The organism is Pseudomonas fluorescens (assembly GCF_003732425.1).
GTDB classification, from domain to species: Bacteria; Pseudomonadota; Gammaproteobacteria; order Pseudomonadales; family Pseudomonadaceae; genus Aquipseudomonas; species Aquipseudomonas fluorescens_BE.
Genome location: NZ_MOBX01000013.1, coordinates 968,618 through 992,110, shown reverse-complemented (window position 1 = coordinate 992,110; position 23,493 = coordinate 968,618). Strand labels below are relative to the sequence as shown.

The window sequence follows — 23,493 nt, the reverse complement described above, 5'->3', positions numbered from 1 at the left end:
TACATAGCTTAAGGTTGCACAAGGGGCTGTGCGGGATCAGAAGACCAAGATGGGCCTGATAGATCCGTCGATCAACGAGTAGCTTGTGCCGTGAGCCAAAGCCCGCCATGAGCGTAATGCTGTTCACTTAAGCCGCAGACCGAAAGCTTTTGATCTTTGGTACTGAGGCGAAGCCCAAGAAAAACGGCGCTTTCCCATTTTGGGGTAAGCGCCGTTTTTCCTTAAGTGAACAGCATTGCGCCATGAGCGGGCTTTTCTGTTTTTGTCAGACCTTGAAGCCCTGTAGGCCTTTAGCAGCACGCCATTCCTTCACCGTTTGCGTGATGCCAGCCGCTGAGTCATCCGCGCCGTCTTCTGGGTAGAAGATCAAGTCGGAACCAGCCGGGTGCTCGCTCACCTCCTCAAAGTGGAATACCAATTCATCTACTTCGGGTTCTGTACCATCGTGGTCAATGATGCGCTGTAGTAGGGCTACGAACTCGCTTTCGGTGTATTCACTGAATGTGGTTTTCATGATTTTTGCCGGTCTTCCCTATGAATTTCAACGTGACGTTTTGGCGTGGCTACGGAGAGGTTATCAACATCGTAGACAGCGCCGCCGTGTTGAATGTGTTCTATATGGTGAATCTCGTAGCGAGCGTTCTTGCCGTTGCGTTCTGCTTTTGGAACGAACGGAGAATTACCCTTGGATAGCCAGCCTTGGTTGGTTGGTTTGAATTGAGCATAAAGTTCTGGATCGTTGGCTACGGCAGTCCAGAGTGCAGCCCTGAAATCATCGAAGCTCTTAAATTTCTGGCCCCGCAACTGGTCAGCAATTCTTGTAGGTATGGGCGCTCCGAGTCCTGTGCCAGCTCCAGCAAGCCAGATGCCCGATACATCCTGTCCTTTGCCTGTCACAACACCAGGTGAGTAGCGAGCACTGATAACGATGTACAGCGGCTGAATGCCAGAGTCAGCCGGGAATACCAGAATGAAGTCTTTGTACTCGGGCGGGTAGATCGGGTTGACGATGATGCTATCCGCTTTTTCGGACGGCGGATAAATCCAGATCTGCGGGGCTTGAGGTGCAGCCTCTAACGGTGGGATTTCTGAAGTGCTGGACGGGTCAACGGCTGGTGTCCAGATCAGGGTTACACCATTGCCAAAGTCTGCAACCTGCTGAGAGCCTTGCTCAACGAATTGCACCACCGGAATCATCTCCCAGTCAGTGCGGTTCTGGGTGTTGTACCCATACCCCTTCAGAGTGCCATTTGCCTGCTGTTCGATGTGAATCCGAAGCCGTGTGCGACCTTGCTTAAGGGATTGAAGCTGTTCTTCTGTGTACAGGCTGCTATCGCCCAGACTGGAAGGCCACAGCAACGCGACAAAGCCAGCTAACGCACCAGCAGCAACACCAGTAGTCATCACTCCACCTGTGGCTGCGGTAGTACCTACACCCGTTGCAGCACTACCACCAGCAACAGCGGCACTCGCAGTGCACAGGCCACCACATGACGCGCCAGCAGTTGCGGCCGCCCCACCTAACAGGAGAGTTCCAAGCGTTGCCGGTATTGCACCGCTTACCTTCTTGAGGGGGATGTTTCCCTGTGCGTCCGTCTCTCGGCCACCTAGGATGGTAAGTTCGCCAAAGTTACCGACCTTCTCGACGGGGATAAATCCGGCTGGCGTCTTGTGATCAATCACGCCGTCTGGAAGGTCACAACTCTTGGCAAATACACAGCCGATTGTGTTGGGCTTGGTGTCCTTTTTGGAAGGGAGGTCTTTGTATTCAGCCCAGCGTTGTGCATGGGTATCAACAGGTTCAACGCCGCTATAGCGGTAGTTCTTTGGCGGGTTGGGTACATAACCGCTCATGAATCATCCTTGTTCGTCCTTGGGGTTCCAGTCTCTAACTGGGCAGTAGCTCTTTGGGAGCTAAGGTCTCAAATGCTGTGCCGAAAACTCCCTGTATTCCATGTCGTTTTCTAACGGGGGGCGAAGGATAAAGGGTTCTGGAGGGGCTTTGAATGGTGGCTCCGGGCTATCTTCACCATTATGAATCAATGATTTTTTGAATTTCGAAGATGACTGAAGCTTCCTTGGGAGATCAGGTGAATACGTCTATGTCGTCGAGCGTGTCTTCAATGATCCCTTGCAGCGAAGCATGGGTTCGCTTGGCTGATTCGAGTACCGCAATGACTGTCTCAGTATCCACCTCGCCATGTCGGCGAGCGATGTGCCCGAGTGCAGTAGCCGCAGCGGCCACAATTGTTTCGGTTTTGCTGGTGAGGTATTTCAGGCAGATGTCCTGAGCCCAGTTTCGATCGGTTTCATTCAAGCCTATGGAAACGAGAGCGGTGCTTACGTCTGCATCCGTGCCGCTGGCAAAAAATCTTGTGGCCTCGTCATAGCTTATGGATGGATCTTGATAGATGAGGCTCATTGGCGAAGTTAACCCCTGATACCGATAAAAAGATCGAGTTCCGACGGCAGTTTCTCGTTAATCGCCATGCCGATTTTTTGAGCTTGATCGAGTGTCAGCAGCCATTCGCCGTCAGGACTTTCATCAAGGCTTTCCAACCCATTGCAGCCAAGACTGCCGGTTCAAATTTCGCCCCAACTGTAAGTTCGTATTTTAAGGTGTCGTCTTCGTCGTCACCTTTTGAGAAACCGCTAATCCATACAAACATCTTTAGCTTCCTGTCTGCCTCATCCATCGAAGTGGCTGGTCTTACGGGGGAGTTCTCTCGTGAAAGCGTGCGCCTCAACTTGGCCAGCAGGCGCATATTGGCGGCATCCTGCGGAGTGTCTTCCAGTGCATCCCAGACACAAGAGAAGCTTTGGAATCGGGGGGGATGTTCCTTCATGGTTTAAGCCTTCCTGGGTTTTCGCTTTCAGATATTCGTCTGCAGAAAGAAAGCCATCGCGAGCAGGCTCGCTCCTACATTGGGACGGCGGTGTACTCGAATGCCGCGAGTAACCGCGAACACCTGTGGGAGCGAGCCTGCTCGCGAAGAGCGATCACGCGGTCAATCAGGCTGCGTGCGCCATTTCGGCCAGTGTGTCGGCCACGGTTCTTTGCAGTGAGGGGAACCGGCGTGTCACGCGGCGCAGTGCGGGTAGCACGGCGTCGATTTCCAGTTCATCGAGTTGGGCGAGGGCGGTGACGGCGGAGGCGACGATGGTTTCGCGTTCGCTTTCGATGAGCACCAGGCAGGCGTTCTGTGCCCAGCGTCCGTCCCGCTCGTTGAAGCCCATGGCCACCAGTGCCGCGACGACTTGTGCATCTGTTTTGTTGGACATGGTTATTGCCTCAGCGCGGGGTCGATTTTGTCGAGGGCGCGGTTGACCGCGAGTTCACCGAGCATGACCACTTGCTGGATGCCGAGCACGGTGTTGCGGTAGGGCGAGTCGAGCAGGGCGGCAAAGTCGCTGAGCATGATGCTGGCCGAGGCCATGGATTCGCAGGCGTGGGCCATGAGGTCTTCGGCGCCTGTGTTGGGGTCGACGAGGAACATGGTGCTGGGTCTGCGTGGTGGCGCTGGGGGTGTGGGTTTCAGGTAATGATCGAGGGCGCGCTCGGCGGCTTCGTGGAGTTTTCTGGAGCCCGGTGTGGAATAGGGGGACGTTGGATTTGGATCGATTTCCGCGTCTGTTTCGGGCGGATTTGGAGTAATTTTGAACATATGCTAGGAAACCTCAATGAGGCTGACACCGTTTGCGACTAAACATTGGGTGGCAGCTATACGCAGGTTAGTCGACCGGCCTCCTAGCTAAACCGGCGCGCTCGAAAGCGCCCTGCGCATAGCCGCCATTGAGTGCAGGCATGGAAATGCCAGACTGAATAACAGCTTGCTAGCTAGAGATGACACCGAGCGACTAAACCCGATCACTGAACATTCAGTGACGCGAACCAAGTTACCGGCAGCCCCCAAGCCGCACAAGCCGGCGGATTCTGGCGTAGTTGTAGGCAAAGGCGCAAGGCGCTGTAGCCTCGTGGCTGATGTCTAAATGATGCTGCGTTTTACCGGGCGCCTTCTCGAGCAGGCTCGCTCCCACAGAGGAATGCATTCCAACAGGTGGGAGCCAAAAGATCCTGAAAATCACCTCAGGAACCGACACTCACGCCCCGCCCAAACCGTTCCCGATACACCGACGGCGGCACCCCCACCACCCCGCGAAACGCCACGCGAAAACTCTCTACCGACCGATAACCACAGCGCGCGGCAATCTGCTCGGTGTTGTGCGGTGTGCTTTCCAGCAACTCCCGCGCTCGCGCCAACCGTTCGTGCTGTAACCACGCCTTGGGCGACTGCCCGCTGGCCTCGGTAAAGCGCCGTAGAAACGTGCGCTCACTCATCGCCGCTTCACTGGCCAGATCACGCACCTCCAGCGGTTCATGCAAACGCTCGCGCGCCCACTGCATCACCCGCGAAAGATCATTGCGCGGCGTCGGGCTGACCGGGGTCGGAATAAACTGCGCCTGACCGCCAGTACGCTGCGGCGACATCACCAGTCGCCGCGCCACCGAGTTGGCGATCTGCGTGCCGAAGTCCCGCGCCACCAGATGCAGACAGGCATCGATCCCGGCCGCGCTCCCGGCTGAGGTGATCAACTGCCCGGCGTCGACATAAAGCACATCCGGATCGACGGCGATTGCCGGGAAGCGCTGCGCCAGTTCCGCCGTGTAACGCCAATGGGTGGTGGCGCCGTGGCCATCGAGCAAGCCGGTGGCCGCCAGCACAAATACACCGGAGCAGATCGACAGTAATCGCGCACCCCGGGCATGGGCCTGGCACAGCGCGTCGATCAATGCTGGAGGCACTGCCGCGTTGCGATCGCGCCAGCCAGGAATAATGATGGTGCGCGCTTCGGCCAACAATTCCAGACCGCCATCGGCCAGCACCTGAATCCCGCCCAAGGCGCGCATCGGACCTTGATCGACCGCCGCAATGGCGTGGGTGTACCACGGGAAATCGAACTCCGGCCGGGTCAGTCCGAAGACCTCCACGGCAATGCCGAACTCGAATGTGCAAAGGCCGTCGTAGGCCAGAATGGCGACCAGACCTGGTGATGTCGGCATTTGGCGGAAAATTCCCGGTGAGTGTCTTGTGCGCCACTGTAGCCGCAAGCGGCCGCTCGATAAAGTCTGTTCAACCCCCTACAGACAAAGGAGCAACACCCATGACCAGCCTCGTTCGCGACATCCCTGCCGCTCCGTCGGCGATCGCCCTGATGCACTTCAGCAATCGTCTGACCTTCGAAACCGATTGTTCCGACGTATTCAGCAGCCAAGAGGCCGGCGAGATTGATTTTGTCCTGGTCGACGTGCGCGGCCCGCTGGCCTTTGAGCGCGGGCATGTGCCCGGCGCGATCAATATCCCGAACCGGTTGCTGACCGCGGCGGAGCTGGCGGGCTACCCGAAAACCACGCTGTTCGTGGTCTATTGCGCCGGCCCACATTGCAACGGCGCGAATAAGGCGGCGGTAAAACTGGCGGCGCTGGGTTACCCGGTTAAGGAGATGATTGGTGGCGTTACCGGATGGCTCGATGAAGGTTTTCAACTAAGCGTGGTGCCAGTCGGCAAAACCGCCATCGGTTGCGAATGCTGATCCCTGTGGCGAGGGAGCTTGCTCCCGCTGGGTCGCGCAGCGGCCCCCTGCATAGACGACTGCTGCGCAGCCGAGCGGGAGCAAGCTCCCTCGCCACAAATGGTACTCAATCGCAGATTTCCTGCGCGAAATAAGGTTCTGTCCTACAGCTTTTGCACCACGACGACGCACCCGTTGACCCCGGTCAATCGGTGCGCCGATCTTTCATAAGTATTTGTCGCTTAAAAACAATTTACCCTGTGCGCGCCGCCATAGACTGCCGGCCACTTCGGTTTTTATAGCCAATTGGCCATGACCGAACGCTGAATCGAAAGCTGCCAATAAAAGCCTCCGCACACAGGAGTTATAAATGAAGAAGCTAGTGATGTTCGGTGCCCTGGCACTGTCGATGTTGTCCCTGACCGCTGTGGCCGAAGACGCCAAGCCGATCCGCATCGGTATTGAAGCCGGCTACCCGCCATTCTCGATGAAAACCCCTGACGGCAAACTCACCGGTTTCGACGTCGATATCGGCGATGCACTGTGCGCGCAGATGAAAGTCAAATGCACCTGGGTCGAGCAGGAATTCGATGGCCTGATCCCGGCGCTGAAAGTGAAGAAAATCGACGCGATTCTGTCGTCGATGACCATCACCGACGACCGCAAGAAAAACGTCGATTTCACCATCAAGTACTACCACACCCCGGCGCGCTTCGTGATGAAGGAAGGCTCCGGTGTCAAAGACCCGCTGACGGAGCTCAAGGGCAAGAAAGTTGGTGTGCTGCGTGCCAGTACCCACGACCGTTACGCCACCGAAGTGCTGGTGCCAGCCGGGATCGACCTGGTGCGTTACGGCTCGCAACAGGAAGCCAACCTCGACATGGTTTCCGGCCGTATCGACGCGATGCTGGCCGACTCGGTCAACCTGAGCGACGGTTTCCTGAAAACCGACGCCGGCAAAGGTTTTGAATTCGTTGGCCCGACTTACGAAGACGCCAAGTACTTCGGCGGCGGCGCCGGCATTGCGGTGCGCAAGGGCGATACCGCGCTGGCCGAGCAATTCAACAAAGCCATCACCGAAATCCGCGCCAATGGCGAGTACAAGAAAGTCCAGGACAAGTACTTCGACTTTGATGTGTACGGCCATTAATACGCCGTAGAAAAAAGTGGCCCCGTTTGCGCGGTGGCCACTTTTTTTGCGCTCTGATAAAACCACAGAACCTTGTGGGAGCGAGCCTGCTCGCGAAGGCGTCGTGTCAGTCAATGTTTGCTTTACTGACACACCGCTTTCGCGAGCAGGCTCGCTCCCACAGGGGATCAGTGTGATCCGGAAATTGAGGAGATTTTCCCATGCAACGCATCGACCATGTTCTGCCCTGGAGCCATTTGGGCAGCGAGCGCTCGCTCAGCGTGTTCCGCTACGGCGCGGGCACCCGCAAGGTGTACATCCAGGCCAGCCTGCACGCCGATGAACTGCCGGGCATGCGCACCGCGTGGGAACTCAAGCAACGCCTAAATCAACTCGAACAGCAAGGCCGTTTGCAGGGCGTGATCGAACTGGTGCCAGTGGCCAACCCGATCGGCCTCGATCAACATGTGCAAGGCGCGCACATGGGCCGCTTTGAACTGGGCAGCGGCAAGAATTTCAACCGCGCCTTCGTCGAACTCAGCGCGCCGGTCGGAGCGTTGATCGGTGAGCGTCTGGGCGCGGATGCCGAGGCCAACGTGGCGCTGATCCGCCAAACCATGGGCCAGGTTTTCGATGACTTGCCAGCCCCGGCTTCGCAACTGGAAGCGTTGCATCGCTTGCTGCTGCGCCATGCCTGCGATGCCGACATCACCCTTGATCTGCACTGTGATTTCGACGCCGCGATTCACTTGTACGCGCTGCCGCAGCACTGGCCACAGTGGCAATCGCTGGCGGCACGGTTGAAGGCCGGCGTGGCGCTGCTGTGTGAAGATTCCGGCGGCAGCTCGTTCGATGAATCCTGCTCGACGCCGTGGTTGCGTCTGGCGCGGGCATTCCCGAATGCCGCGATTCCGGCGGCGAATCTGGCGACCACGCTGGAGCTAGGCAGCATGGGCGACACTCGAGTCGATCAGGCGCAGGCCAATTGTGAGGCGATCCTCGGATTCCTCGCGGAGCAGGGTTTCATCAGCGGCGAGTGGCCGGCGGCGCCAAGCGAGTGCTGCGAAGGTCTGCCGTTCGAGGGCACCGAATACCTGTTCGCGCCGCACCATGGCGTGGTGAGTTTCCTGCGCAATGCTGGCGAGTGGGTGGAGCAGGGCGATGCGGTGTTCGAGGTGGTCGATCCATTGCAGGATCGCGTGACCACCGTACGCGCGGGCACCAGTGGCGTGTTGTTTGCGCTGGATCGCGGGCGTTATACCGAGCCGGGGATCTGGCAGGCGAAAGTGGCGGGGCGGGTGGCGTTTCGGACGGGCAAGTTGACGAACGACTGACGGATCTTCGTTGGGGCTACTGGCCTCATCGCGAGCAGGCTCACTCCTACAGGGGAACGCATTCCAAATGTAGGAGCGAGCCTGCTCGCGATGAGGCCAGTAGCAATCACACCAAATTTGGATCCTCGCCGCAGGATGTTAGGCTCCCCCCCGAACCCGACACTCTGTGAAAGGAAGGCTCTATGTTGAAGGTGTTTGCTCTGTTGACCCTGCTGGCGTCCAGCGCCGTGCAGGCGCAAACCACGCTGCAATCCGATCTGCCGCTCAAGTACATCGAGCAGGTTCACGCCGACGCCGAGGCGCGTCCGCTGGTGATTTTCCTGCACGGCTACGGCAGTAACGAAGCCGATCTGATCGGCATGAAATTTCAGCTCCCGGCGCAATACAACTACCTGTCGGTGCAGGCGCCGCTGTCGCTCGGTGAAGGACGTTTCCAGTGGTTTCGCAAGAAAGGCGAAGGCGCCTACAACGGCGAGACCGATGATCTGAAGGTCAGTGGCCAGAAACTGCGCGACTTTATCGCGCAAGCGGCGAAGAAATATCACACCACCCCGAGCAAGGTGTACCTGATCGGCTTCAGCCAGGGCGCGATGATGACCTACGAAGTGGGGCTGCGGCCGCCAGTGGCGGTCGGCGGGATCGCCGCGTTGAGCGGGCGCTTATTGCCAGTGTTGAAGGCTGAACTCAAAGCCGGACAGCAGCCGTTGCCGCTGAATATCTTTATCGGCCACGGCACCGCCGATGATCGCGTGCCGTACCACGATGGCACCGAGGCCAATGCGCAGCTACAGAAACTGGGTTACCAACCGCAGTTTCATGCGTACCCCGGCGTCGGCCACAGTATCAGTGCGGCCGAGCTGCGTGACTTGAACGGCTGGTTGCAGCAACTCAATCCTTGAGGATGGTTTTCACCAGGGCATCGTGACCCTTCTTGTCGCTGGCGCGGGAGATCACCTGCACCAGCGCCATCTTCGTGCCGGAGCCGGCCATCAGCGTGGTGTTGAGGGTCTGGCCACCGCCCTGGGTCGCGGTGCTGTCGACCTGGCGCAAGCCCAGGCCGGTGCCTTTCTGGGTCAGGCTTTTTTCGCTGAGTTTGTTGAAGTCCGGCAAGGCCTTGCGTTGGGCATCGATGAAGTCCGAAACGCTGCCATCAAGGAACTCACTGTCGTTGTCCTTGACGTTGTTGCCTTCGGGAATCTTGTTTTCGGCAGCAATCACCACGGTCTTGGTCGACTGGTTGGTGTACATCGTGCCCTTGGCACCGGTGGGGCTGGCCGGCAGCGGGTCGGCGACGAAACCTTTGGGCAACACAAAGGTGAACTTGCCATCGAGCATCGAGACCTTCTCGGTGGTGGCTTTTTCCTTGGCTGCTTGCGCGTGGAGGGCGCCGAAACCGGCGAGGGCGGTCACCAGCAGGACGACGGTTTTTTTGCTCAACAATGACATGGGGATCTCCGGAGGATGGTCGCGCGGGGCGGGCGATCATCCCATGCAGAGCGCTGTCACTCCAGCCCGGCTCGTCTGAACAGATGATTCACACTGTGGCAAGGGAGCTTGCTCCCGCTGGACTGCGAAGCAGACCCAAAAAAGCATGGGCGCGCTGCGCACCCCAGCGGGAGCAAGCTCCCTCGCCACAGTTAATGTCAAGTCTGGGGTTGTTTTACCAGGGCGGGTCTGGCCAGCAGTTTGCGCGTCACACCGAGCATAGCCACCGACACCGCCACACCCACGGCAAATCCGCTCAGACCCATGGTCGGCAAGGTCAGTGCCGACACCAGACAAAACGCCGAAAACGAATACATCCCGGTTGCCGTCGCCCGCAACAATGCGGCGGTAAACGCCGGGCCGCGGGTCTGTTGCGAGAACACCGCCATCACACTGCCGAGCACCGGGAACACCGCGAGCAAACCGCTCCAGCGCTCGCCGACGGTGCTGGCGAGCATGGTCACCACCAGCGTCAACGCGGCGCCGGCGATCATCCGCCAGATCAGCTTGTCCGACTTCGGCGCCGGGCCGCTGAGCACCGGTTGCACCGTGGGAAACAGGTACGGCGATGCCAACAGCGCAACCGCCGCTGCTGCCACCGAGAACGGCAGCGACGCCGGGATCAGCGACAACACCCAAGCGATCACGGCCCACACTGACAGCGACACCGTCAGCGCCAACGGCCAGTTCGCCCGCTGCGCCATCTGCGCGTAGGTGATGCAGAACGCAATCATCGCGAACATCGCCGATAACGCGGCCACCGCCGATTGTGCGGCAAACGCGGGACCCTGCTCGATGGCGAGGAAAAACAGAATCGGCCCGACCACCACCGGCAATCCAGACAGCCATCCGGCCACGCTTGGTCCCCAGCGTTTGCCCGCCAGGGAAATCAGCAGCAGAAATCCGGGAATCAGCAGCAGTTTGAGGATCAGCACGCAGGTGTCTCCGTCCGTTGAGGGTAGGCCACGTTAGCATTGTCGATCGGCGATTGCTGCCTATGTACGCAGTTTTTGTATACAAAGTATCGAGAGCGATACCCGGCTATGATGTGTGTATCAGGGTTTACCGGAGTCGATGCTGCGATGAGAAGAACACCGAAGCTGTTGCGGGGATGCTGCGGTATCGGCTTGTGGGCGCTGTTGCTGACGCCGACCTGGGCCAACTGGCAGGATGCAGTGCCCGGCGCGCAGATCATTGGCACCGGTGATTTCAGCGTGTTCGGGTTCGATGTCTACAACGCGCGGCTGTGGAGCGCCGCGCGTCCCCTGGTCGACGGTCAGCCGTTTGCGCTGGAGCTGATCTACCGTCGCAACATCTCCCGCGACGACCTGGTCAAGGCCAGTGTCGACGAAATCAAACGTCTGGCTGGTGCCCGCGTCAGCCCGGCGCAATTGGCCGGCTGGCAGGCACAGATGCAGCAATCGTTCGTCGATGTGCAGGCCGGCACGCGGATTACCGGCGTGTATCTGCCGGGGCAGGGCGCGCGTTTTTTTGTTGGTCAGCAATTGCAGCACGAGATCAATGACCCGCTGTTTGCCCGGGCGTTTTTTGATATCTGGCTCGATCCGCGCACGCGCAATCCCGCTTTGCGCGAACAGTTGTTGGGGGTAAATCGATAAGAGCAAAAGATCGCAGCCTTCGGCAGCTCCTACATTGGAACGCATTCTCCTGTAGGAGCTGCCGAAGGCTGCGATCTTTTGCGCTTCAAGGCTGTGGCGGAAACCTCTAAGCTGCGTCTTTCCGACTTGTTTCTGGATGTGTGCGTGAAATTCAGTTTGCCCAAAATCGCCACCGCGCCGTTTTGCCCGCCGGAAGTGGCCGGCAGTGTTGCGGTGGATCCCAATGCCTCGTTCTTCAAACGCGTGCTGCGTTTCGCCGGCCCCGGCTTGCTGGTGTCGATCGGCTACATGGACCCGGGCAACTGGGCCACCGCCATTGAGGCCGGTTCACGCTTTGGCTACAGCCTGTTGTTTGTGGTGTTGCTGGCGAGTCTGGCGGGGATGGTCGTGCAGTGCCTGTGCTCGCGGCTGGGCATCGCCACCGGACGCGATCTGGCGCAACTGTCCCGCGAGCGCTACAGCACGCCGACCGCGCGCCTACAGTGGGTGCTGGCGGAAATCTCGATCATCGCCACCGATCTGGCCGAAGTGCTCGGCTGCGCGCTGGCGTTTCACTTGCTGCTCGGCTGTTCGCTGACCTTCGGCATTGCCCTGACGGCGTTCGACACCTTGCTCGTGCTGGCCTTGCAGAATCGAGGCTTCCGCCGTTTGGAAGCGATCATGCTGGTGCTGGTTGCGACCATCGGTGTGTGTTTCTTCGTTGAACTGCTGCTGATCAAACCCTATTGGCCGGACGTCGCCCAAGGTTTCAAACCGTCGCTGGCGGCGATTGGCGAAGCGGCGCCGTTGTACCTGGCCATCGGTATTCTCGGCGCGACGGTGATGCCGCATAACCTCTATCTGCACACCTCGATCGTGCAGACGCGGATGATCGGCAAGGACCTCGCGAGCAAGCAGGACGCGGTGAAACTGGCGCGCATCGACACCATCGGTTCGCTGGCGCTGGCGTTGCTGGTCAACGCGGCAATCCTGATCCTCGCCGCTGCGGCGTTTCACCAGTCCGGGCACACCGACGTGGTGGACATTCAGGATGCCTACCACTTGCTCGATCCGCTGGTGGGCGGCGCGCTGGCCAGTGTGTTGTTCGGCGTCGCGCTGCTGGCGTCGGGGCAGAGCTCGACTTTCACCGGCACCATCGCCGGCCAGGTGATCATGGAGGGCTATCTGAACCTGCGGATTCCGTGCTGGCAGCGGCGCTTGATTACTCGCGGACTGGCGTTGATTCCGGCGTTTATCGGCGTGTGGCTGATGGGCGATAACGCGATCGGCAAATTGCTGGTGTTGAGTCAGGTGGTGTTGAGTCTGCAATTGCCGTTTGCCTTGTATCCATTGATCCGCATGACCAATGATAAAAAGCTGATGGGGCCGTTTGTGAACCGTTGGCCAACCCGGGTGTTGGCGTGGGGCTTGTTTGTGGTGATCAGCGGCGCCAACAGCTGGTTGATTTTGCAGTGGGCGGCTTGAGCCATATTTTGCAGTGACTGGGCTGGCCTCTTCGCGAGCAGGCTCGCTCCCACAGTTTTCAAGGTGATTTCAACAGTCTGTACACCCCGTAATCCTGTGGGAGCGAGCCTGCTCGCGAAGACGGATTATCAGGTGCCAACGTCGCTGAACACGGGAATGCGCCCGTTGAGCGAAGGCTTGTAGTGCCAGTTCAGGCGATTCAGGTCGATGTCATGCCTGATTATTTCCCTGACCGTTGCGCTGGCAATACTCATCGCCAGCGCTTGCCCCGGACACTGATGCCGGCCACTGCCAAAACTGAAACTGCGACGGTTGGCGCGCTGTGGCAGAAACTGCTCCGGCCGTTCGTTGAGCGCCGGATCACGATTGGCCGAGGCCAACAAAACCAGAATCACATCGCCTGCTTCGACCCGCACACCGGCAATCTCGCACGGCGTGGCGACAAAGCGCCGGCTGTTCTGCACGGGCGGATCGAAGCGCTGCACTTCGCTGAGCAGCGCTTCGACAGATTCGCCGCGCAACGCCGGCTGCCGACGTAGCGCCAACAGCGTGTTGCCGATCAGTCCGGCGCAGGCTTCGAATGTCTGCGAGCAGAGGCCGATCAGGTTGGCGATCAGGGGTTCCTCGTCGCTGGTGAAGCGCTGCTGGATTGCACTGAGCAACGGGCTGGCCGGCTCGGCGAGCAGTTCGATGAAGTCGCCGCGCAGTTGTTCGGCTGCCGCATCGGCTGCGGCCAATTGCAGGTCATTGCTCAACGGCGAAAGGCAGGCGACGAAGTCCGCCGTCAGCTCACTGATGACCCGCGCCTGCGCCGGGGTGAAGCCCAGCAGCGCCGCGACCACGCACACCGGGCCACGAAACATCGCCTTATACACACCGTCGGCGTCCGCTGTGATCAGCCGCGCGGCGACCAGTCTGTCGACGGCCCCAAGTTCGAGCGCGGCCAACTCAGGCTCAATCGCAGAACGCGGACAGCGCTGGCGCTCACCGTCATTCATGCGCATCAGTTGGCCGAAGACTTTGCCGGCCATGCCCCCGGCAATCGCCGTGGGCACTGGCTCCTGCGCCGGACGCACCCGGCAATCGGCGTGGGCCAACACCGCACACACCGCCCGGGCGCTGCTGGCGACCCACAATTTCAGCTCGGGATGAAACGTCAGTCCACCTTCTGTGCGCAATTGGGCGTAGTAGGGATAAGGATCGGCGTGCGTTGCTGCGCTGATCGGGTTCATGGTTTGCATCCTTGTCGGAGGGGAAAGTGTTGCTACTATCTCCACTGCGCAACGACGACGATTCGTCCGGGAGCGAACTATGCACGCAGAACATCAAGACATCGGCGTTTCCCAAGTGGCCGCCGCCATCGCCGAGCCGGCGCGAACGAAAATCCTTTGTTCGCTGATGGACGGCCACGCCCGCACCAGCACCGAGTTGGCAACGATTGCCGAAGTCAGCGCCTCGACCGCCAGTGTGCACCTGGCGAAACTCAAGGACCTGGCCCTGGTGCGCCTGCATGTGCAGGGCCGTCATCGCTATTACAGCCTCGCCGATCAGCGGGTGGCGCAAGCGCTGGAAGCGCTGATGGTGATTGGCCAGAACGCCGCGCCGACGTTCAAGGCGCACACCCCGGATCGCCTGCAATTCGCGCGCACCTGCTATGACCACATGGCCGGGACGCTGGCGGTGTTGCTGCACGACCGTTTGCTCGAGGCCGGTTGGCTGGTGGCAACCGACGAGCAGGCGTATCGCTTGAGCGACAGTGGCGAGGCGTTGTTTCTCGCGCTGGGCATCGACGTGCAGGACTTGACGACCCTGCGCCGCAAGTTTGCCTGCCCATGCCTGGACTGGAGCATGCGCCGGCCGCATCTCGGAGGTTCGCTGGGCGCGGCGCTGTTGCGAACGGCGTTGCAGCGCAAGTGGGTGACGCAGGATCTGGACAGTCGGGCACTGGCGTTGACGGCGACGGGGCGCAAGGAGATCGGTGTGCGGTTTGGCGTTGAGTGGCCGGTCGACGGGCAGATCAAAAGATCGCAGCCTTCGGCAGCTCCTACATGGATTGGGTAAGGCTGAAATTTATTGGGTGTACGCGACTCCTGTAGGAGCTGCCGAAGGCTGCGATCTTTTGATCTATGCCTTGCCCCGACGAGGGGTCATTGCCGATCTTGTGCACGCGCGCCTGACTCTATACTGTATATGCAAACAGTATAGAGCCCGCGCCATGCAAATCATCGACAAGCTGAGCATCCTCGCCGACGCCGCCAAGTACGACGCCTCGTGCGCGAGCAGCGGTGCGCCCAAGCGCAGCTCCGAAGGCAAGAGCGGTTTGGGCTCGACCGATGGCATGGGCATCTGCCACAGCTACACGCCGGACGGGCGCTGCGTGTCGTTGTTGAAGATTCTGCTGACCAACTTCTGTCTTTACGATTGCCAGTACTGCGTCAACCGTCGCTCCAGCGATGTCCCGCGTGCCCGCTTTACGCCTGAAGAGGTCGTGGCGCTGACCATGGACTTCTACCGGCGCAACTGCGTCAGCGGGCTGTTTCTCAGTTCCGGCATCATTCGCTCGGCGGACTACACCATGGAGCAACTGGTGCGGGTGGCGAAGCTGCTGCGCGAAGAGCATGAATTTCGTGGGTACATCCATCTCAAGACCATTCCCGAAGCCGATCCGGCATTAATTGAAGAAGCGGGGCGCTACGCCGATCGCCTGAGCGTCAACATCGAACTGCCCACCGATGCCAGCCTGCAAGTGCTGGCGCCGGAGAAAGACATCACATCGATCAAGCAGGCGATGAACACCATCTACACCGGCGTGCAGACTGTTTTAAACGAACCGCGCTCGGCGAAGTTCGCCCCGGCCGGGCAGAGCACGCAATTGATTGTCGGCGCCGACGACACCGACGACAGCACCATCCTCCACAGCGCTCAGGCCTTGTATGGCAACTTTCGTTTGCGCCGGGTCTATTACTCGGCCTTCAGTCCGATCCCCGACAGCCCGAAAAGCGTGCCGCTGGCCGCGCCGCCGCTGATGCGCGAACACCGTTTGTATCAGGCCGATTTTCTCCTGCGCAGCTACGGCTACAGCGCCGATGAATTGCTTAAGGGGCCGGGTAATCTGGCGCTGGACATCGACCCGAAACTGGCCTGGGCGCTGCAGAATCGCGAGGTGTTCCCGCTGGATCTGAACCGTGCCGAAGCGTCGTTGATTGCGCGTATTCCCGGCATTGGTTTGCGCACCACCGAACGTCTGGTCGAGCTGCGCCGCCAGCGGCGCATCCGTTACGAAGACGTCGCGCGCATGCGCTGCGTGCTGGCCAAGGCCAAGCCGTTCATCATCACCAGCGACTATCACCCGCAGCAGGCCGAGGTCACCAGCCATATGCTCTATCAGCAATTGCGCGACCGGCCGATACCGCAGCAGATGGGACTGTGGGGATGATCAATCTTGATTGCGACGACCTGTTCGACACGTGGCGCCAGCAGGCGCGCTGGCTGCTGAGCCATGAGGTCGATCCGAGTCTGGTGAGCTGGGCTTCGCAAGGTGTGGGTGATCTATTTGCCAATGATGATCCGGTGCCTGAAGGGCAGGGGCCGTTTCAGGCACGTATTCCGCGAGCGCTGCTCGACACCCTGGAACAGGCCTCGCGTTATCGCGGTGATCAGCGCTGGAGTTTGCTGTATGAAGTGTTGTGGCGCGTCAGCCACGGTGACCGTACGGCGATGATGGCCGGTGACAAACTCGGTAGCGAGTTGCAGCGACGGATCAAACAAGTGCATCGGGAAGCCCATCATCTGCATGCGTTTGTGCGTTTCATCGAGCGCCCGTCCTCCAGCGCGGGTCCGCAGTATGTGGCGTGGCACGAACCGGCCCACGACATCCTGCACAGCGCCAGCGAGCATTTCATCGGGCGGATGGGCCGCCATCGCTGGTTGATCGCCACCCCGCGTGACGGGGTCTATTACGATGGCGAGCAACTGATCCATCAGCGGCAATGCCCGCTGGAATGGCAGCAACTGGCACAGAACGTCGATGATCCCCACGGCGATCTGTGGCTGACCTATTACAGCCACATTTTCAATCCGGCTCGGTTGAACCCGAAGGTCATGCAGGGGCATTTACCGGCGCGGTTCTGGAAGAACCTGCCGGAGGGGGAGTTGATTCCCGGGCTGATTACGCAGGCGCGGATGGGTAAGCAGCAGAATGGGCAGGCGAGCGGGATTGCCGGACGACTTGGTAAACGGATAACGCTGAAAAGCCCCTCACCCTAACCCTCTCCCAGAGGGAGAGGGGACTGACCGAGGTGTTCGGACTTGATCCATCGACCTGAAAGCCCGAGTCGACCCCAGGTTTTGAATAGCACAAAGATCGTCCCCCTTTTCCCCTCGCTCCCCTGGGGCGGTCCGACGTTTCGGGAGGGCTGGGATGAGGGGGCGAGGATCTCCAGCACGACATAAAAATCCAGATCCAGCACAATAAAAAGCCCCCCACCAATCACTCGGTGGAGGGCTTTTATGCATCAGCAGCCGTCAGATCAAACCTTGACGATCCAGCCCGCTGGCGCTTCGATGTCGCCGGTTTGCACGCCGGTCAGCTCTTTGTAGAGCTTCTGGGTGACCGGGCCGACTTCGGTTTCGCTGTGGAATACGTGCAGGTGGTCGTTGTAGCTGATGCCACCGATCGGGGTGATCACGGCTGCTGTGCCGCAAGCACCGGCTTCCTTGAAGTCCGACAGTTTGTCGATCAGCACGTCGCCTTCCACCACTTCCAGGCCCAGGCGGGTCTTGGCCAGTTCGATCAGCGACAGGCGGGTGATGCCTGGCAGGACCGACGGCGAGTTCGGGGTGATGAACTTGTTGTCGTGGGTGATCCCGAAGAAGTTGGCCGAACCGACTTCCTCGATCTTCTTGTGGGTCAGCGGATCCAGGTAGATGGCGTCAGCGAAGTGCGCTTTCTTGGCCTGGGAGCCCGGCATCAGGCTGGCGGCGTAGTTGCCACCGACCTTGGCCGCACCGGTGCCTTGTGGGGCGGCGCGGTCGAAGCTGGAAATCTGGAAGTTGTGCGGGGTCAGGCCGCCCTTGAAGTAGGCGCCAACCGGGATCGCGAACACCGAGAAGATGAACTCCGGCGCGGTACGCACGCCGATGTTGTCACCCACGCCGATCACGAACGGACGCAGGTACAGCGCGCCACCGGTGCCGTATGGCGGGATGAAGCGCTCGTTGGCGCGAACCACTTGCTTGCACGCTTCGATGAACTGCTCGGTGGACACGTGCGGCATCAGCAGGCGGGCGCAGCTGCGTTGCATGCGCGCGGCGTTCTGATCCGGGCGGAACAGGTTGATCGAGCCGTCCTTGCAACGATAGGCCTTCAGGCCTTCGAAGCACTGCTGGCCATAGTGAAGGGCCGTCGAGCCTTCGCTGATGTGCAGCACGTTATCTTCGGTCAGGGTGCCTTTGTCCCACTCGCCATCGCGAAAGTACGACAGATAGCGTTTGTCGGTCTTGATGTAGTCAAAACCCAGCTTGTCCCAATTGATGCTTTCGTTACCCATGACACCCTCTATCACTGAACAACCGCCGAAACGGTTCAAGGCTTCTGACGTTTTTTGGATGGGCACAACAATACTTCATTCTTGAGCGGTTTCGCAGCCCGGACGATGGAGGGATGGCAAAAATAGTAGCCTGCTTACTAAATCCCCATCATTCCTGCATGTTTCACCTCTTTTGTGGCGAGGGAGCTTGCTCCCGCTCCAGTGCGCAGCACTGGTACAACCGGACACCGCGGTGCTTCAGGTGCACAGAGGTGGCTGGGTTTGGGGCCGCTTCGCAGCCCAGCGGGAGCAAGCTCCCTCGCCACAGGGTTTTGCTTTACAGGTGGAGTGCGTGGCCGAGGGCACGCAACGCCGCTTCCTGCACCGCTTCACCCAAGGTCGGGTGTGCATGAATGGTGCCGCCGATGTCTTCCAGTCGCGCGCCCATTTCCAGGCTTTGCGCGAATGCCGTGGACAACTCCGAAACACCCACGCCCACCGCTTGCCAGCCGACAATCACATGGTTATCCCGACGAGCGACCACACGAACGAAGCCGCTTTTCGATTCCAGGGTCATCGCCCGGCCGTTGGCGGCGAACGGGAAGCTTGCAACGATGCAGTCCAGTCCCGCAGCCTTGGCTTCGTCCGGGGTCTGGCCGACCACCACCAGTTCCGGGTCGGTGAAGCACACGGCGGCGATGGCGGTCGGGTTGAACTCGCGGGTTTTGCCGCTAATCAGCTCGGCGACCATTTCGCCTTGGGCCATGGCGCGGTGGGCGAGCATCGGCTCTCCGCTCAGGTCACCGATGGCGTAAACGTTGCGCATGCTGGTCTGGCAGCGGCTGTCGATTTTGATCGCCGAACCGTTCATGTCCAGATTCAGCACTTCGAGGTTCCAGCCCTGGGTATTCGGTTTGCGACCGACGGCGACCAGCACCTGATCGGTTTCCAGATTCAAGGTTTCGCCCTCGGGATCGCGCACCTGCAAAGTGCCGTCGAAACCCTGCACGCTGTGCTTGAGGTACAGCTTCACGCCCAGTTGCTTCAACGCGTCATGCACCGGTTGCGTCAGCTCGGCATCGTAGGCCGGCAAGATACGATCCTGCGCCTCGACCACGCTGACCTCGGCGCCGAGCTTGCGGTAAGCAATGCCCAGTTCCAGACCGATGTAACCGCCGCCGACTACCACCAGACGTTTTGGCACGGATTTCGGTGCCAGCGCTTCGGTGGAGGAGATGATCGGCCCGCCAATCGGCAGGATCGGCAAGTTGACGCTGGTCGAACCGGTGGCCAAAACCAAGTGCTCGCACTGGATTCGCGTGTCGCCGACATCGACGGTTTTGCCGTCGATGACTTTGGCCCAGCCATTGATGACCTGAACCTTGTTCTTTTTCAGCAGCGCCGCGACGCCAGTGGTCAGGCGATCAACGATGCCGTCCTTCCACTCGACGCTTTTAGTAATGTCGAGGGTTGGCGCGGAAACGCTGATGCCCAACGCCGAGTGCTGGTTGTGATGCTGGGTCTGGTGAAACTGTTCAGCCACATGAATCAGCGCTTTCGACGGGATGCAGCCGATGTTCAGGCAGGTGCCGCCCAGCGACTGGCCTTCGACCAGAATGGTCGGGATGCCCAGTTGCCCGGCGCGAATTGCCGTGACATAACCGCCGGGGCCGCCGCCGATGATCAGCAGCGTAGTGTTCAGAGATTGCATGCGCGCCTTACTCCACAAACAAAGTGGCGGGTTGTTCGATCAAGCCACGAATGGCCTGGATGAAGAGCGCCGCGTCCATGCCGTCGACCACGCGGTGATCGAACGAGCTGGAGAGGTTCATCATCTTGCGGATCACCACCTGGCCTTTGACGACCATCGGCCGTTCGACGATTTTGTTCACACCGACGATGGCCACTTCCGGCAGGTTCAGCACTGGCGTGCTGACGATGCCGCCCAGCGCACCGAGGCTGGTCAGGGTGATGGTCGAGCCGGACAGTTCATCGCGACTGGCCTTGCCATTGCGCGCGGCGTTGGCCAGGCGCGAGATCTCCGCGGCGCTGTCCCACAGGCTGCGCGCCTCGGCGTGACGCACCACCGGCACCATCAGGCCGACATCGCTTTGCGTGGCGACGCCGACATGCACCGCGCCGAGACGGGTAATCACCTGGGCTTCGTCGTCGTAACGGGCGTTCATCTGCGGGAAGTCGCGCAGAGCGACAACCAAGGCGCGGACGAGGAACGGCAGCAAGGTCAACTTGCCACGGCTGGCGCCGTGTTTTTCATTCAGATGCGCGCGCAGCTCTTCAATCGCTGTGACGTCGATTTCCTCGACGTAGCTGAAGTGCGCGGCGCGCTGGGTGGCGTCCTGCATGCGCTGGGCGATCTTGCGACGCATGCCGATGACTTGAATCTGTTCTTCGTCGTTACGCTGGGCGTACGCGGCGGCAATCGGTGCCGAAGCGTTCGACTGACCTTGCGCCAGATAGGCCTCGAGGTCTTCGTGCAGCACGCGACCGGCCGGACCAGTGCCGCGCACCAGACGCAATTGAATACCCAGATCCAGTGCATGTTTGCGCACGGCCGGTGAGGCCAGCGGACGCTCATCGGCTTCACGGGCAACCATCGGGCCTTGGCAAGCAGCAGCCGGACGCGGGGCGGCGGCTGCCGCGGGTTTGCTTTCGACGGCTGCTTCAACTTTCGGCGCAACCGGTGCTTCTTTGACCGGGGCTGGTGCGGCGGACTCTTTCAAGTTACCGGCACCTTCCACCTCGATGCTGATCAACACACTGCCAACGGCCATGACTTCACCCGGCTGACCGCCGAGGGCAATCACCTTGCCGTGCACCGGCGAGGGAATATCGACCATGGCCTTGTCGGTCATCACGTCCGCCAGCACCTGGTCTTCAACCACCAGATCGCCAACCTTGACGTGCCACTGCGACAGTTCGACTTCTGCGATGCCTTCGCCGATGTCCGGCATCTTGATAACGTGCGTGCCCATTCAGACCTCCATGACCCGTTTCAACGCTGCGCCCACTCGGGACGGCCCAGGGAAATACGCCCACTCTTGCGCGTGCGGGTAGGGGGTGTCCCAACCGGTGACGCGTTCGATCGGCGCTTCCAGGTGATGGAAGCAATGCTCTTGCACCAGCGACACCAGTTCGGCGCCGAACCCGCAGGTGCGGGTGGCCTCGTGAACCACCACGCAACGGCCGGTTTTCTTCACCGATTTGACGATGGTTTCCAGGTCCAGCGGCCACAGGCTGCGCAGGTCGATGACTTCGGCATCGACGCCGGATTCTTCAGCCGCAACTTGCGAGACGTACACGGTGGTGCCGTAGGTCAGCACGGTGACGTCCTTGCCCGGACGGGTGATCGCGGCGACGTCCAGCGGCACGGTGTAGTAACCGTCCGGCACCTGGGCTTGCGGGTGTTTCGACCACGGCGTTACCGGGCGGTCGTGGTGGCCGTCGAACGGGCCGTTGTACAGGCGTTTCGGCTCAAGGAAGATCACCGGGTCATCGTTTTCAATGGAGGCGATCAGCAGGCCTTTGGCGTCATACGGGTTGGACGGCATGACCGTGCGCAAACCACAGACCTGAGTGAACATCGCCTCGATGCTCTGGCTGTGGGTCTGGCCGCCATAGATGCCGCCGCCGCATGGCATGCGCAGGGTCATTGGCGCGGTGAACTCGCCGGCCGAGCGATAACGCAGGCGCGCCGCTTCGGAAATGATCTGGTCAGAGGCCGGGTAGACGTAGTCGGCGAACTGGATCTCGGCGACCGGACGCAGGCCGTAGGCGCCCATGCCGACGGCGACGCCGACGATGCCGCTTTCAGAAATCGGTGCGTCGAAGACGCGCGAGGTGCCGTATTTGGTCTGCAGGCCTTCGGTGCAGCGGAATACGCCGCCGAAGTAGCCGACGTCCTGACCGAACACCACGACATTGTCATCACGCTCAAGCATCACATCCATGGCCGAGCGCAGGGCCTGGATCATGGTCATGGTGGTCGTGGTCATGGCGGTTTCCAACTGAATATTGTTGTTGTGGTCGTTCATGTCAGATCCCCAACTGCTGACGCTGGCGCTTCAAGTGCTCCGGCATCTCTTTGTAGACGTCTTCGAACATGGTCGCGGCGCTCGGAATCTGACCGCCGGCGAGGGTGCCGTACTGTTCGGCCTGTTTCTGTGCGGCAATCACTTCAGCCTCAAGCTCGGCGCTGACTGCGGCGTGCTCTTCTTCCGACCAGTGGCCGACTTTGATCAGGTGCTGTTTGAGACGGGCAATCGGGTCGCCGAGCGGGAAGTGGCTCCAGTCATCGGCAGGGCGGTATTTCGATGGATCGTCGGAGGTCGAGTGCGGGCCGGCGCGGTAGGTGACCCATTCGATCATGGTCGGGCCGAGGTTGCGGCGGGCGCGTTCGGCAGCCCAGGCAGATGCCGCATAAACCGCATAGAAGTCGTTGCCATCCACGCGCAGCGAGGCGATGCCGCAACCGACGCCGCGTCCGGCGAAGGTGGTGGCTTCACCACCGGCGATGGCCTGGAAGGTCGAAATCGCCCACTGGTTGTTCACGACGTTGAGGATTACCGGCGCGCGGTAAACGTGGGCGAAGGTGAGGGCGGTGTGGAAGTCCGATTCGGCGGTGGCGCCGTCGCCAATCCATGCCGAAGCGATTTTCGTGTCGCCCTTGATCGCCGAGGCCATGCCCCAGCCGACGGCCTGAATGAACTGGGTGGCGAGGTTGCCGGAAATGGTGAAGAAACCAGCGTCCTTGACCGAGTACATGATCGGCAACTGGCGGCCCTTGAGCGGATCGCGCTCGTTGGACAGCAACTGGCAGATCAGGTCGACCAGCGGCACTTCGCGGGCCATCAGAATGCTTTGCTGGCGATAAGTCGGGAAGCACATGTCGTCGATGTTCAAGGCCAGGGCCTGAGCACTGCCGATGGCTTCTTCGCCGAGGCTCTGCATGTAGAACGACATTTTTTTCTGGCGCTGGGCGACCACCATGCGGTTGTCGTAGATCCGCGTCTTGAGCATGGCGCGCATGCCCTTGCGCAGGATCTCGACCGGCACGTTTTCAGCCCATGGGCCAAGTGCGTTGCCCTGATCGTCGAGCACGCGAATCAGCCCGCGCGCCAGGTCGGCGGTGTCGGCAGGTTCGACGTCGATGGAAGGTTTGCGCACCGTACCGGCATCGGTCAGATGCAGGTAGGAAAAGTCGGTTTTACAGCCGGGACGGCCCGAGGGTTCAGGGACGTGCAGGCGCAGCGGTTCATACGCTTGGGTCATGGCTTCTACGCTCGATCTTGTGAATTTCTTGTAGTGAGCTGGCAGTCGTTCTTCGGTAGAAGAAATCTTGTCCT

General features: G+C 60.2%; 23 protein-coding genes and 1 pseudogene. 9 read left to right on the top strand and 15 right to left on the bottom strand.

Going from position 1 to position 23,493, the window contains the following annotated elements; genetic code table 11:
• Positions 1-265 precede the first annotated feature (265 nt).
• The 7 genes and pseudogenes from BK670_RS14885 to ftrA form a co-directional block, all read right to left on the bottom strand.
• Positions 266-514 (bottom strand): bacteriocin immunity protein, encoded by a 249-nt coding sequence (locus BK670_RS14885; RefSeq protein WP_123450654.1) that lies wholly within the window; start codon positions 512-514, stop codon positions 266-268.
• Complete coding sequence (locus tag BK670_RS14880) at positions 511-1,854, bottom strand: S-type pyocin domain-containing protein (RefSeq protein ID WP_123450652.1); 1,344 nt, start codon at positions 1,852-1,854, stop codon at positions 511-513. The genes BK670_RS14885 and BK670_RS14880 overlap by 4 nt, the downstream gene beginning before the upstream one ends.
• A 232-nt stretch (positions 1,855-2,086) precedes the next feature.
• On the bottom strand, positions 2,087-2,422 hold the full coding sequence (locus BK670_RS14875) for a hypothetical protein (RefSeq protein ID WP_123450650.1): 336 nt from the start codon (positions 2,420-2,422) through the stop codon (positions 2,087-2,089).
• A gap of 8 nt (positions 2,423-2,430) precedes the next feature.
• Positions 2,431-2,669 (bottom strand): annotated as a pseudogene (locus BK670_RS14870) (pyocin S6 family toxin immunity protein).
• Positions 2,670-3,012: 343 nt separating this feature from the next.
• Positions 3,013-3,282 (bottom strand): hypothetical protein, encoded by a 270-nt coding sequence (locus BK670_RS14860; RefSeq protein WP_123450648.1) that lies wholly within the window; start codon positions 3,280-3,282, stop codon positions 3,013-3,015.
• Between the two features lie 2 nt (positions 3,283-3,284).
• Entirely contained in the window at positions 3,285-3,665 is a 381-nt protein-coding gene (locus BK670_RS14855; RefSeq protein WP_123450646.1) for a DUF6124 family protein, read from the bottom strand.
• Positions 3,666-4,087: 422 nt separating this feature from the next.
• On the bottom strand, positions 4,088-5,062 hold the full coding sequence (gene ftrA, locus BK670_RS14850; RefSeq protein ID WP_123450644.1) for a transcriptional regulator FtrA: 975 nt from the start codon (positions 5,060-5,062) through the stop codon (positions 4,088-4,090).
• Positions 5,063-5,163: 101 nt separating this feature from the next.
• On the opposite strand from ftrA, the gene BK670_RS14845 reads away from it, so the two are divergent.
• From BK670_RS14845 to BK670_RS14830, 4 genes are all read left to right on the top strand, one after another.
• A complete protein-coding gene (locus BK670_RS14845; protein ID WP_123450642.1) occupies positions 5,164-5,592 on the top strand; it encodes a rhodanese-like domain-containing protein in 429 nt (142 codons plus the stop codon).
• Between the two features lie 349 nt (positions 5,593-5,941).
• On the top strand, positions 5,942-6,721 hold the full coding sequence (locus tag BK670_RS14840; protein ID WP_016775210.1) for an ABC transporter substrate-binding protein: 780 nt from the start codon (positions 5,942-5,944) through the stop codon (positions 6,719-6,721).
• Positions 6,722-6,921: 200 nt separating this feature from the next.
• Complete coding sequence (locus BK670_RS14835; RefSeq protein WP_123450640.1) at positions 6,922-8,034, top strand: succinylglutamate desuccinylase/aspartoacylase family protein; 1,113 nt, start codon at positions 6,922-6,924, stop codon at positions 8,032-8,034.
• Positions 8,035-8,216: 182 nt separating this feature from the next.
• The gene (locus BK670_RS14830) at positions 8,217-8,933 is read left to right on the top strand and encodes an alpha/beta hydrolase (protein WP_123450638.1); all 717 of its coding nucleotides are present in this window, start codon (positions 8,217-8,219) and stop codon (positions 8,931-8,933) included.
• Here the strand turns inward: BK670_RS14830 and BK670_RS14825 are convergent.
• Together BK670_RS14825 and BK670_RS14820 are read right to left on the bottom strand one after the other, a co-directional pair.
• Positions 8,923-9,480: a DcrB/PsbP domain-containing protein gene (locus BK670_RS14825; RefSeq protein ID WP_123450636.1), complete on the bottom strand. Its 558-nt coding sequence runs from the start codon at positions 9,478-9,480 to the stop codon at positions 8,923-8,925. The genes BK670_RS14830 and BK670_RS14825 overlap by 11 nt on opposite strands.
• 197 nt (positions 9,481-9,677) lie before the next feature.
• Complete coding sequence (locus tag BK670_RS14820; RefSeq protein ID WP_123450634.1) at positions 9,678-10,454, bottom strand: hypothetical protein; 777 nt, start codon at positions 10,452-10,454, stop codon at positions 9,678-9,680.
• A gap of 147 nt (positions 10,455-10,601) precedes the next feature.
• Between BK670_RS14820 and BK670_RS14815 the strand changes: the two genes are divergently transcribed.
• Together BK670_RS14815 and BK670_RS14810 are read left to right on the top strand one after the other, a co-directional pair.
• Complete coding sequence (locus BK670_RS14815) at positions 10,602-11,138, top strand: chalcone isomerase family protein (protein ID WP_123450632.1); 537 nt, start codon at positions 10,602-10,604, stop codon at positions 11,136-11,138.
• Between the two features lie 144 nt (positions 11,139-11,282).
• On the top strand, positions 11,283-12,602 hold the full coding sequence (locus tag BK670_RS14810) for an Nramp family divalent metal transporter (protein WP_077573596.1): 1,320 nt from the start codon (positions 11,283-11,285) through the stop codon (positions 12,600-12,602).
• A gap of 128 nt (positions 12,603-12,730) precedes the next feature.
• On the opposite strand, the gene BK670_RS14805 is transcribed toward BK670_RS14810, so the two are convergent.
• Positions 12,731-13,834, bottom strand: a complete 1,104-nt coding sequence (locus BK670_RS14805) for a cytochrome P450 (protein ID WP_123450630.1) — start codon at positions 13,832-13,834, stop codon at positions 12,731-12,733.
• A gap of 79 nt (positions 13,835-13,913) precedes the next feature.
• Between BK670_RS14805 and BK670_RS14800 the strand changes: the two genes are divergently transcribed.
• The 3 genes from BK670_RS14800 (at position 13,914) to BK670_RS14790 (ending at position 16,868) form a co-directional block, all read left to right on the top strand.
• On the top strand, positions 13,914-14,663 hold the full coding sequence (locus tag BK670_RS14800) for an ArsR/SmtB family transcription factor (RefSeq protein ID WP_123450627.1): 750 nt from the start codon (positions 13,914-13,916) through the stop codon (positions 14,661-14,663).
• Positions 14,664-14,817: 154 nt separating this feature from the next.
• A complete protein-coding gene (locus BK670_RS14795; protein WP_123450625.1) occupies positions 14,818-16,038 on the top strand; it encodes a putative DNA modification/repair radical SAM protein in 1,221 nt (406 codons plus the stop codon).
• Positions 16,035-16,868, top strand: a complete 834-nt coding sequence (locus tag BK670_RS14790) for a TIGR03915 family putative DNA repair protein (protein WP_123450623.1) — start codon at positions 16,035-16,037, stop codon at positions 16,866-16,868. The genes BK670_RS14795 and BK670_RS14790 overlap by 4 nt, the downstream gene beginning before the upstream one ends.
• A 263-nt stretch (positions 16,869-17,131) precedes the next feature.
• Here the strand turns inward: BK670_RS14790 and BK670_RS14785 are convergent, their stop codons facing one another.
• From BK670_RS14785 to BK670_RS14765, 5 genes are all read right to left on the bottom strand, one after another.
• On the bottom strand, positions 17,132-18,151 hold the full coding sequence (locus BK670_RS14785) for a branched-chain amino acid aminotransferase (RefSeq protein WP_123450621.1): 1,020 nt from the start codon (positions 18,149-18,151) through the stop codon (positions 17,132-17,134).
• Between the two features lie 316 nt (positions 18,152-18,467).
• Entirely contained in the window at positions 18,468-19,841 is a 1,374-nt protein-coding gene (gene lpdA / locus BK670_RS14780; RefSeq protein WP_123450619.1) for a dihydrolipoyl dehydrogenase, read from the bottom strand.
• 7 nt (positions 19,842-19,848) lie between these two features.
• Entirely contained in the window at positions 19,849-21,123 is a 1,275-nt protein-coding gene (locus tag BK670_RS14775; protein WP_123450617.1) for a dihydrolipoamide acetyltransferase family protein, read from the bottom strand.
• A complete protein-coding gene (locus BK670_RS14770; RefSeq protein ID WP_003224000.1) occupies positions 21,124-22,182 on the bottom strand; it encodes an alpha-ketoacid dehydrogenase subunit beta in 1,059 nt (352 codons plus the stop codon). It lies immediately after the preceding gene.
• Position 22,183: 1 nt separating this feature from the next.
• Positions 22,184-23,419, bottom strand: coding sequence for a 3-methyl-2-oxobutanoate dehydrogenase (2-methylpropanoyl-transferring) subunit alpha (locus BK670_RS14765; protein ID WP_003224001.1), 1,236 nt, complete (start codon positions 23,417-23,419; stop codon positions 22,184-22,186).
• Positions 23,420-23,493: the final 74 nt, after the last annotated feature.

Bases quoted from the DNA above. Each gene is read 5' to 3' on its own strand.
- BK670_RS14885 (WP_123450654.1), bottom strand. From the start codon at position 514: ATGAAAACCACATTCAGTGAATACACCGAAAGCGAGTTCGTAGCCCTA.
- BK670_RS14880 (WP_123450652.1), bottom strand. From the start codon at position 1,854: ATGAGCGGTTATGTACCCAACCCGCCAAAGAACTACCGCTATAGCGGC.
- BK670_RS14875 (WP_123450650.1), bottom strand. From the start codon at position 2,422: ATGAGCCTCATCTATCAAGATCCATCCATAAGCTATGACGAGGCCACA.
- BK670_RS14860 (WP_123450648.1), bottom strand. From the start codon at position 3,282: ATGTCCAACAAAACAGATGCACAAGTCGTCGCGGCACTGGTGGCCATG.
- BK670_RS14855 (WP_123450646.1), bottom strand. From the start codon at position 3,665: ATGTTCAAAATTACTCCAAATCCGCCCGAAACAGACGCGGAAATCGAT.
- ftrA (WP_123450644.1), bottom strand. From the start codon at position 5,062: ATGCCGACATCACCAGGTCTGGTCGCCATTCTGGCCTACGACGGCCTT.
- BK670_RS14845 (WP_123450642.1), top strand. From the start codon at position 5,164: ATGACCAGCCTCGTTCGCGACATCCCTGCCGCTCCGTCGGCGATCGCC.
- BK670_RS14840 (WP_016775210.1), top strand. From the start codon at position 5,942: ATGAAGAAGCTAGTGATGTTCGGTGCCCTGGCACTGTCGATGTTGTCC.
- BK670_RS14835 (WP_123450640.1), top strand. From the start codon at position 6,922: ATGCAACGCATCGACCATGTTCTGCCCTGGAGCCATTTGGGCAGCGAG.
- BK670_RS14830 (WP_123450638.1), top strand. From the start codon at position 8,217: ATGTTGAAGGTGTTTGCTCTGTTGACCCTGCTGGCGTCCAGCGCCGTG.
- BK670_RS14825 (WP_123450636.1), bottom strand. From the start codon at position 9,480: ATGTCATTGTTGAGCAAAAAAACCGTCGTCCTGCTGGTGACCGCCCTC.
- BK670_RS14815 (WP_123450632.1), top strand. From the start codon at position 10,602: ATGAGAAGAACACCGAAGCTGTTGCGGGGATGCTGCGGTATCGGCTTG.
- BK670_RS14805 (WP_123450630.1), bottom strand. From the start codon at position 13,834: ATGAACCCGATCAGCGCAGCAACGCACGCCGATCCTTATCCCTACTAC.
- BK670_RS14800 (WP_123450627.1), top strand. From the start codon at position 13,914: ATGCACGCAGAACATCAAGACATCGGCGTTTCCCAAGTGGCCGCCGCC.
- BK670_RS14795 (WP_123450625.1), top strand. From the start codon at position 14,818: ATGCAAATCATCGACAAGCTGAGCATCCTCGCCGACGCCGCCAAGTAC.
- BK670_RS14790 (WP_123450623.1), top strand. From the start codon at position 16,035: ATGATCAATCTTGATTGCGACGACCTGTTCGACACGTGGCGCCAGCAG.
- BK670_RS14785 (WP_123450621.1), bottom strand. From the start codon at position 18,151: ATGGGTAACGAAAGCATCAATTGGGACAAGCTGGGTTTTGACTACATC.
- lpdA (WP_123450619.1), bottom strand. From the start codon at position 19,841: ATGCAATCTCTGAACACTACGCTGCTGATCATCGGCGGCGGCCCCGGC.
- BK670_RS14775 (WP_123450617.1), bottom strand. From the start codon at position 21,123: ATGGGCACGCACGTTATCAAGATGCCGGACATCGGCGAAGGCATCGCA.
- BK670_RS14770 (WP_003224000.1), bottom strand. From the start codon at position 22,182: ATGAACGACCACAACAACAATATTCAGTTGGAAACCGCCATGACCACG.
- BK670_RS14765 (WP_003224001.1), bottom strand. From the start codon at position 23,419: ATGACCCAAGCGTATGAACCGCTGCGCCTGCACGTCCCTGAACCCTCG.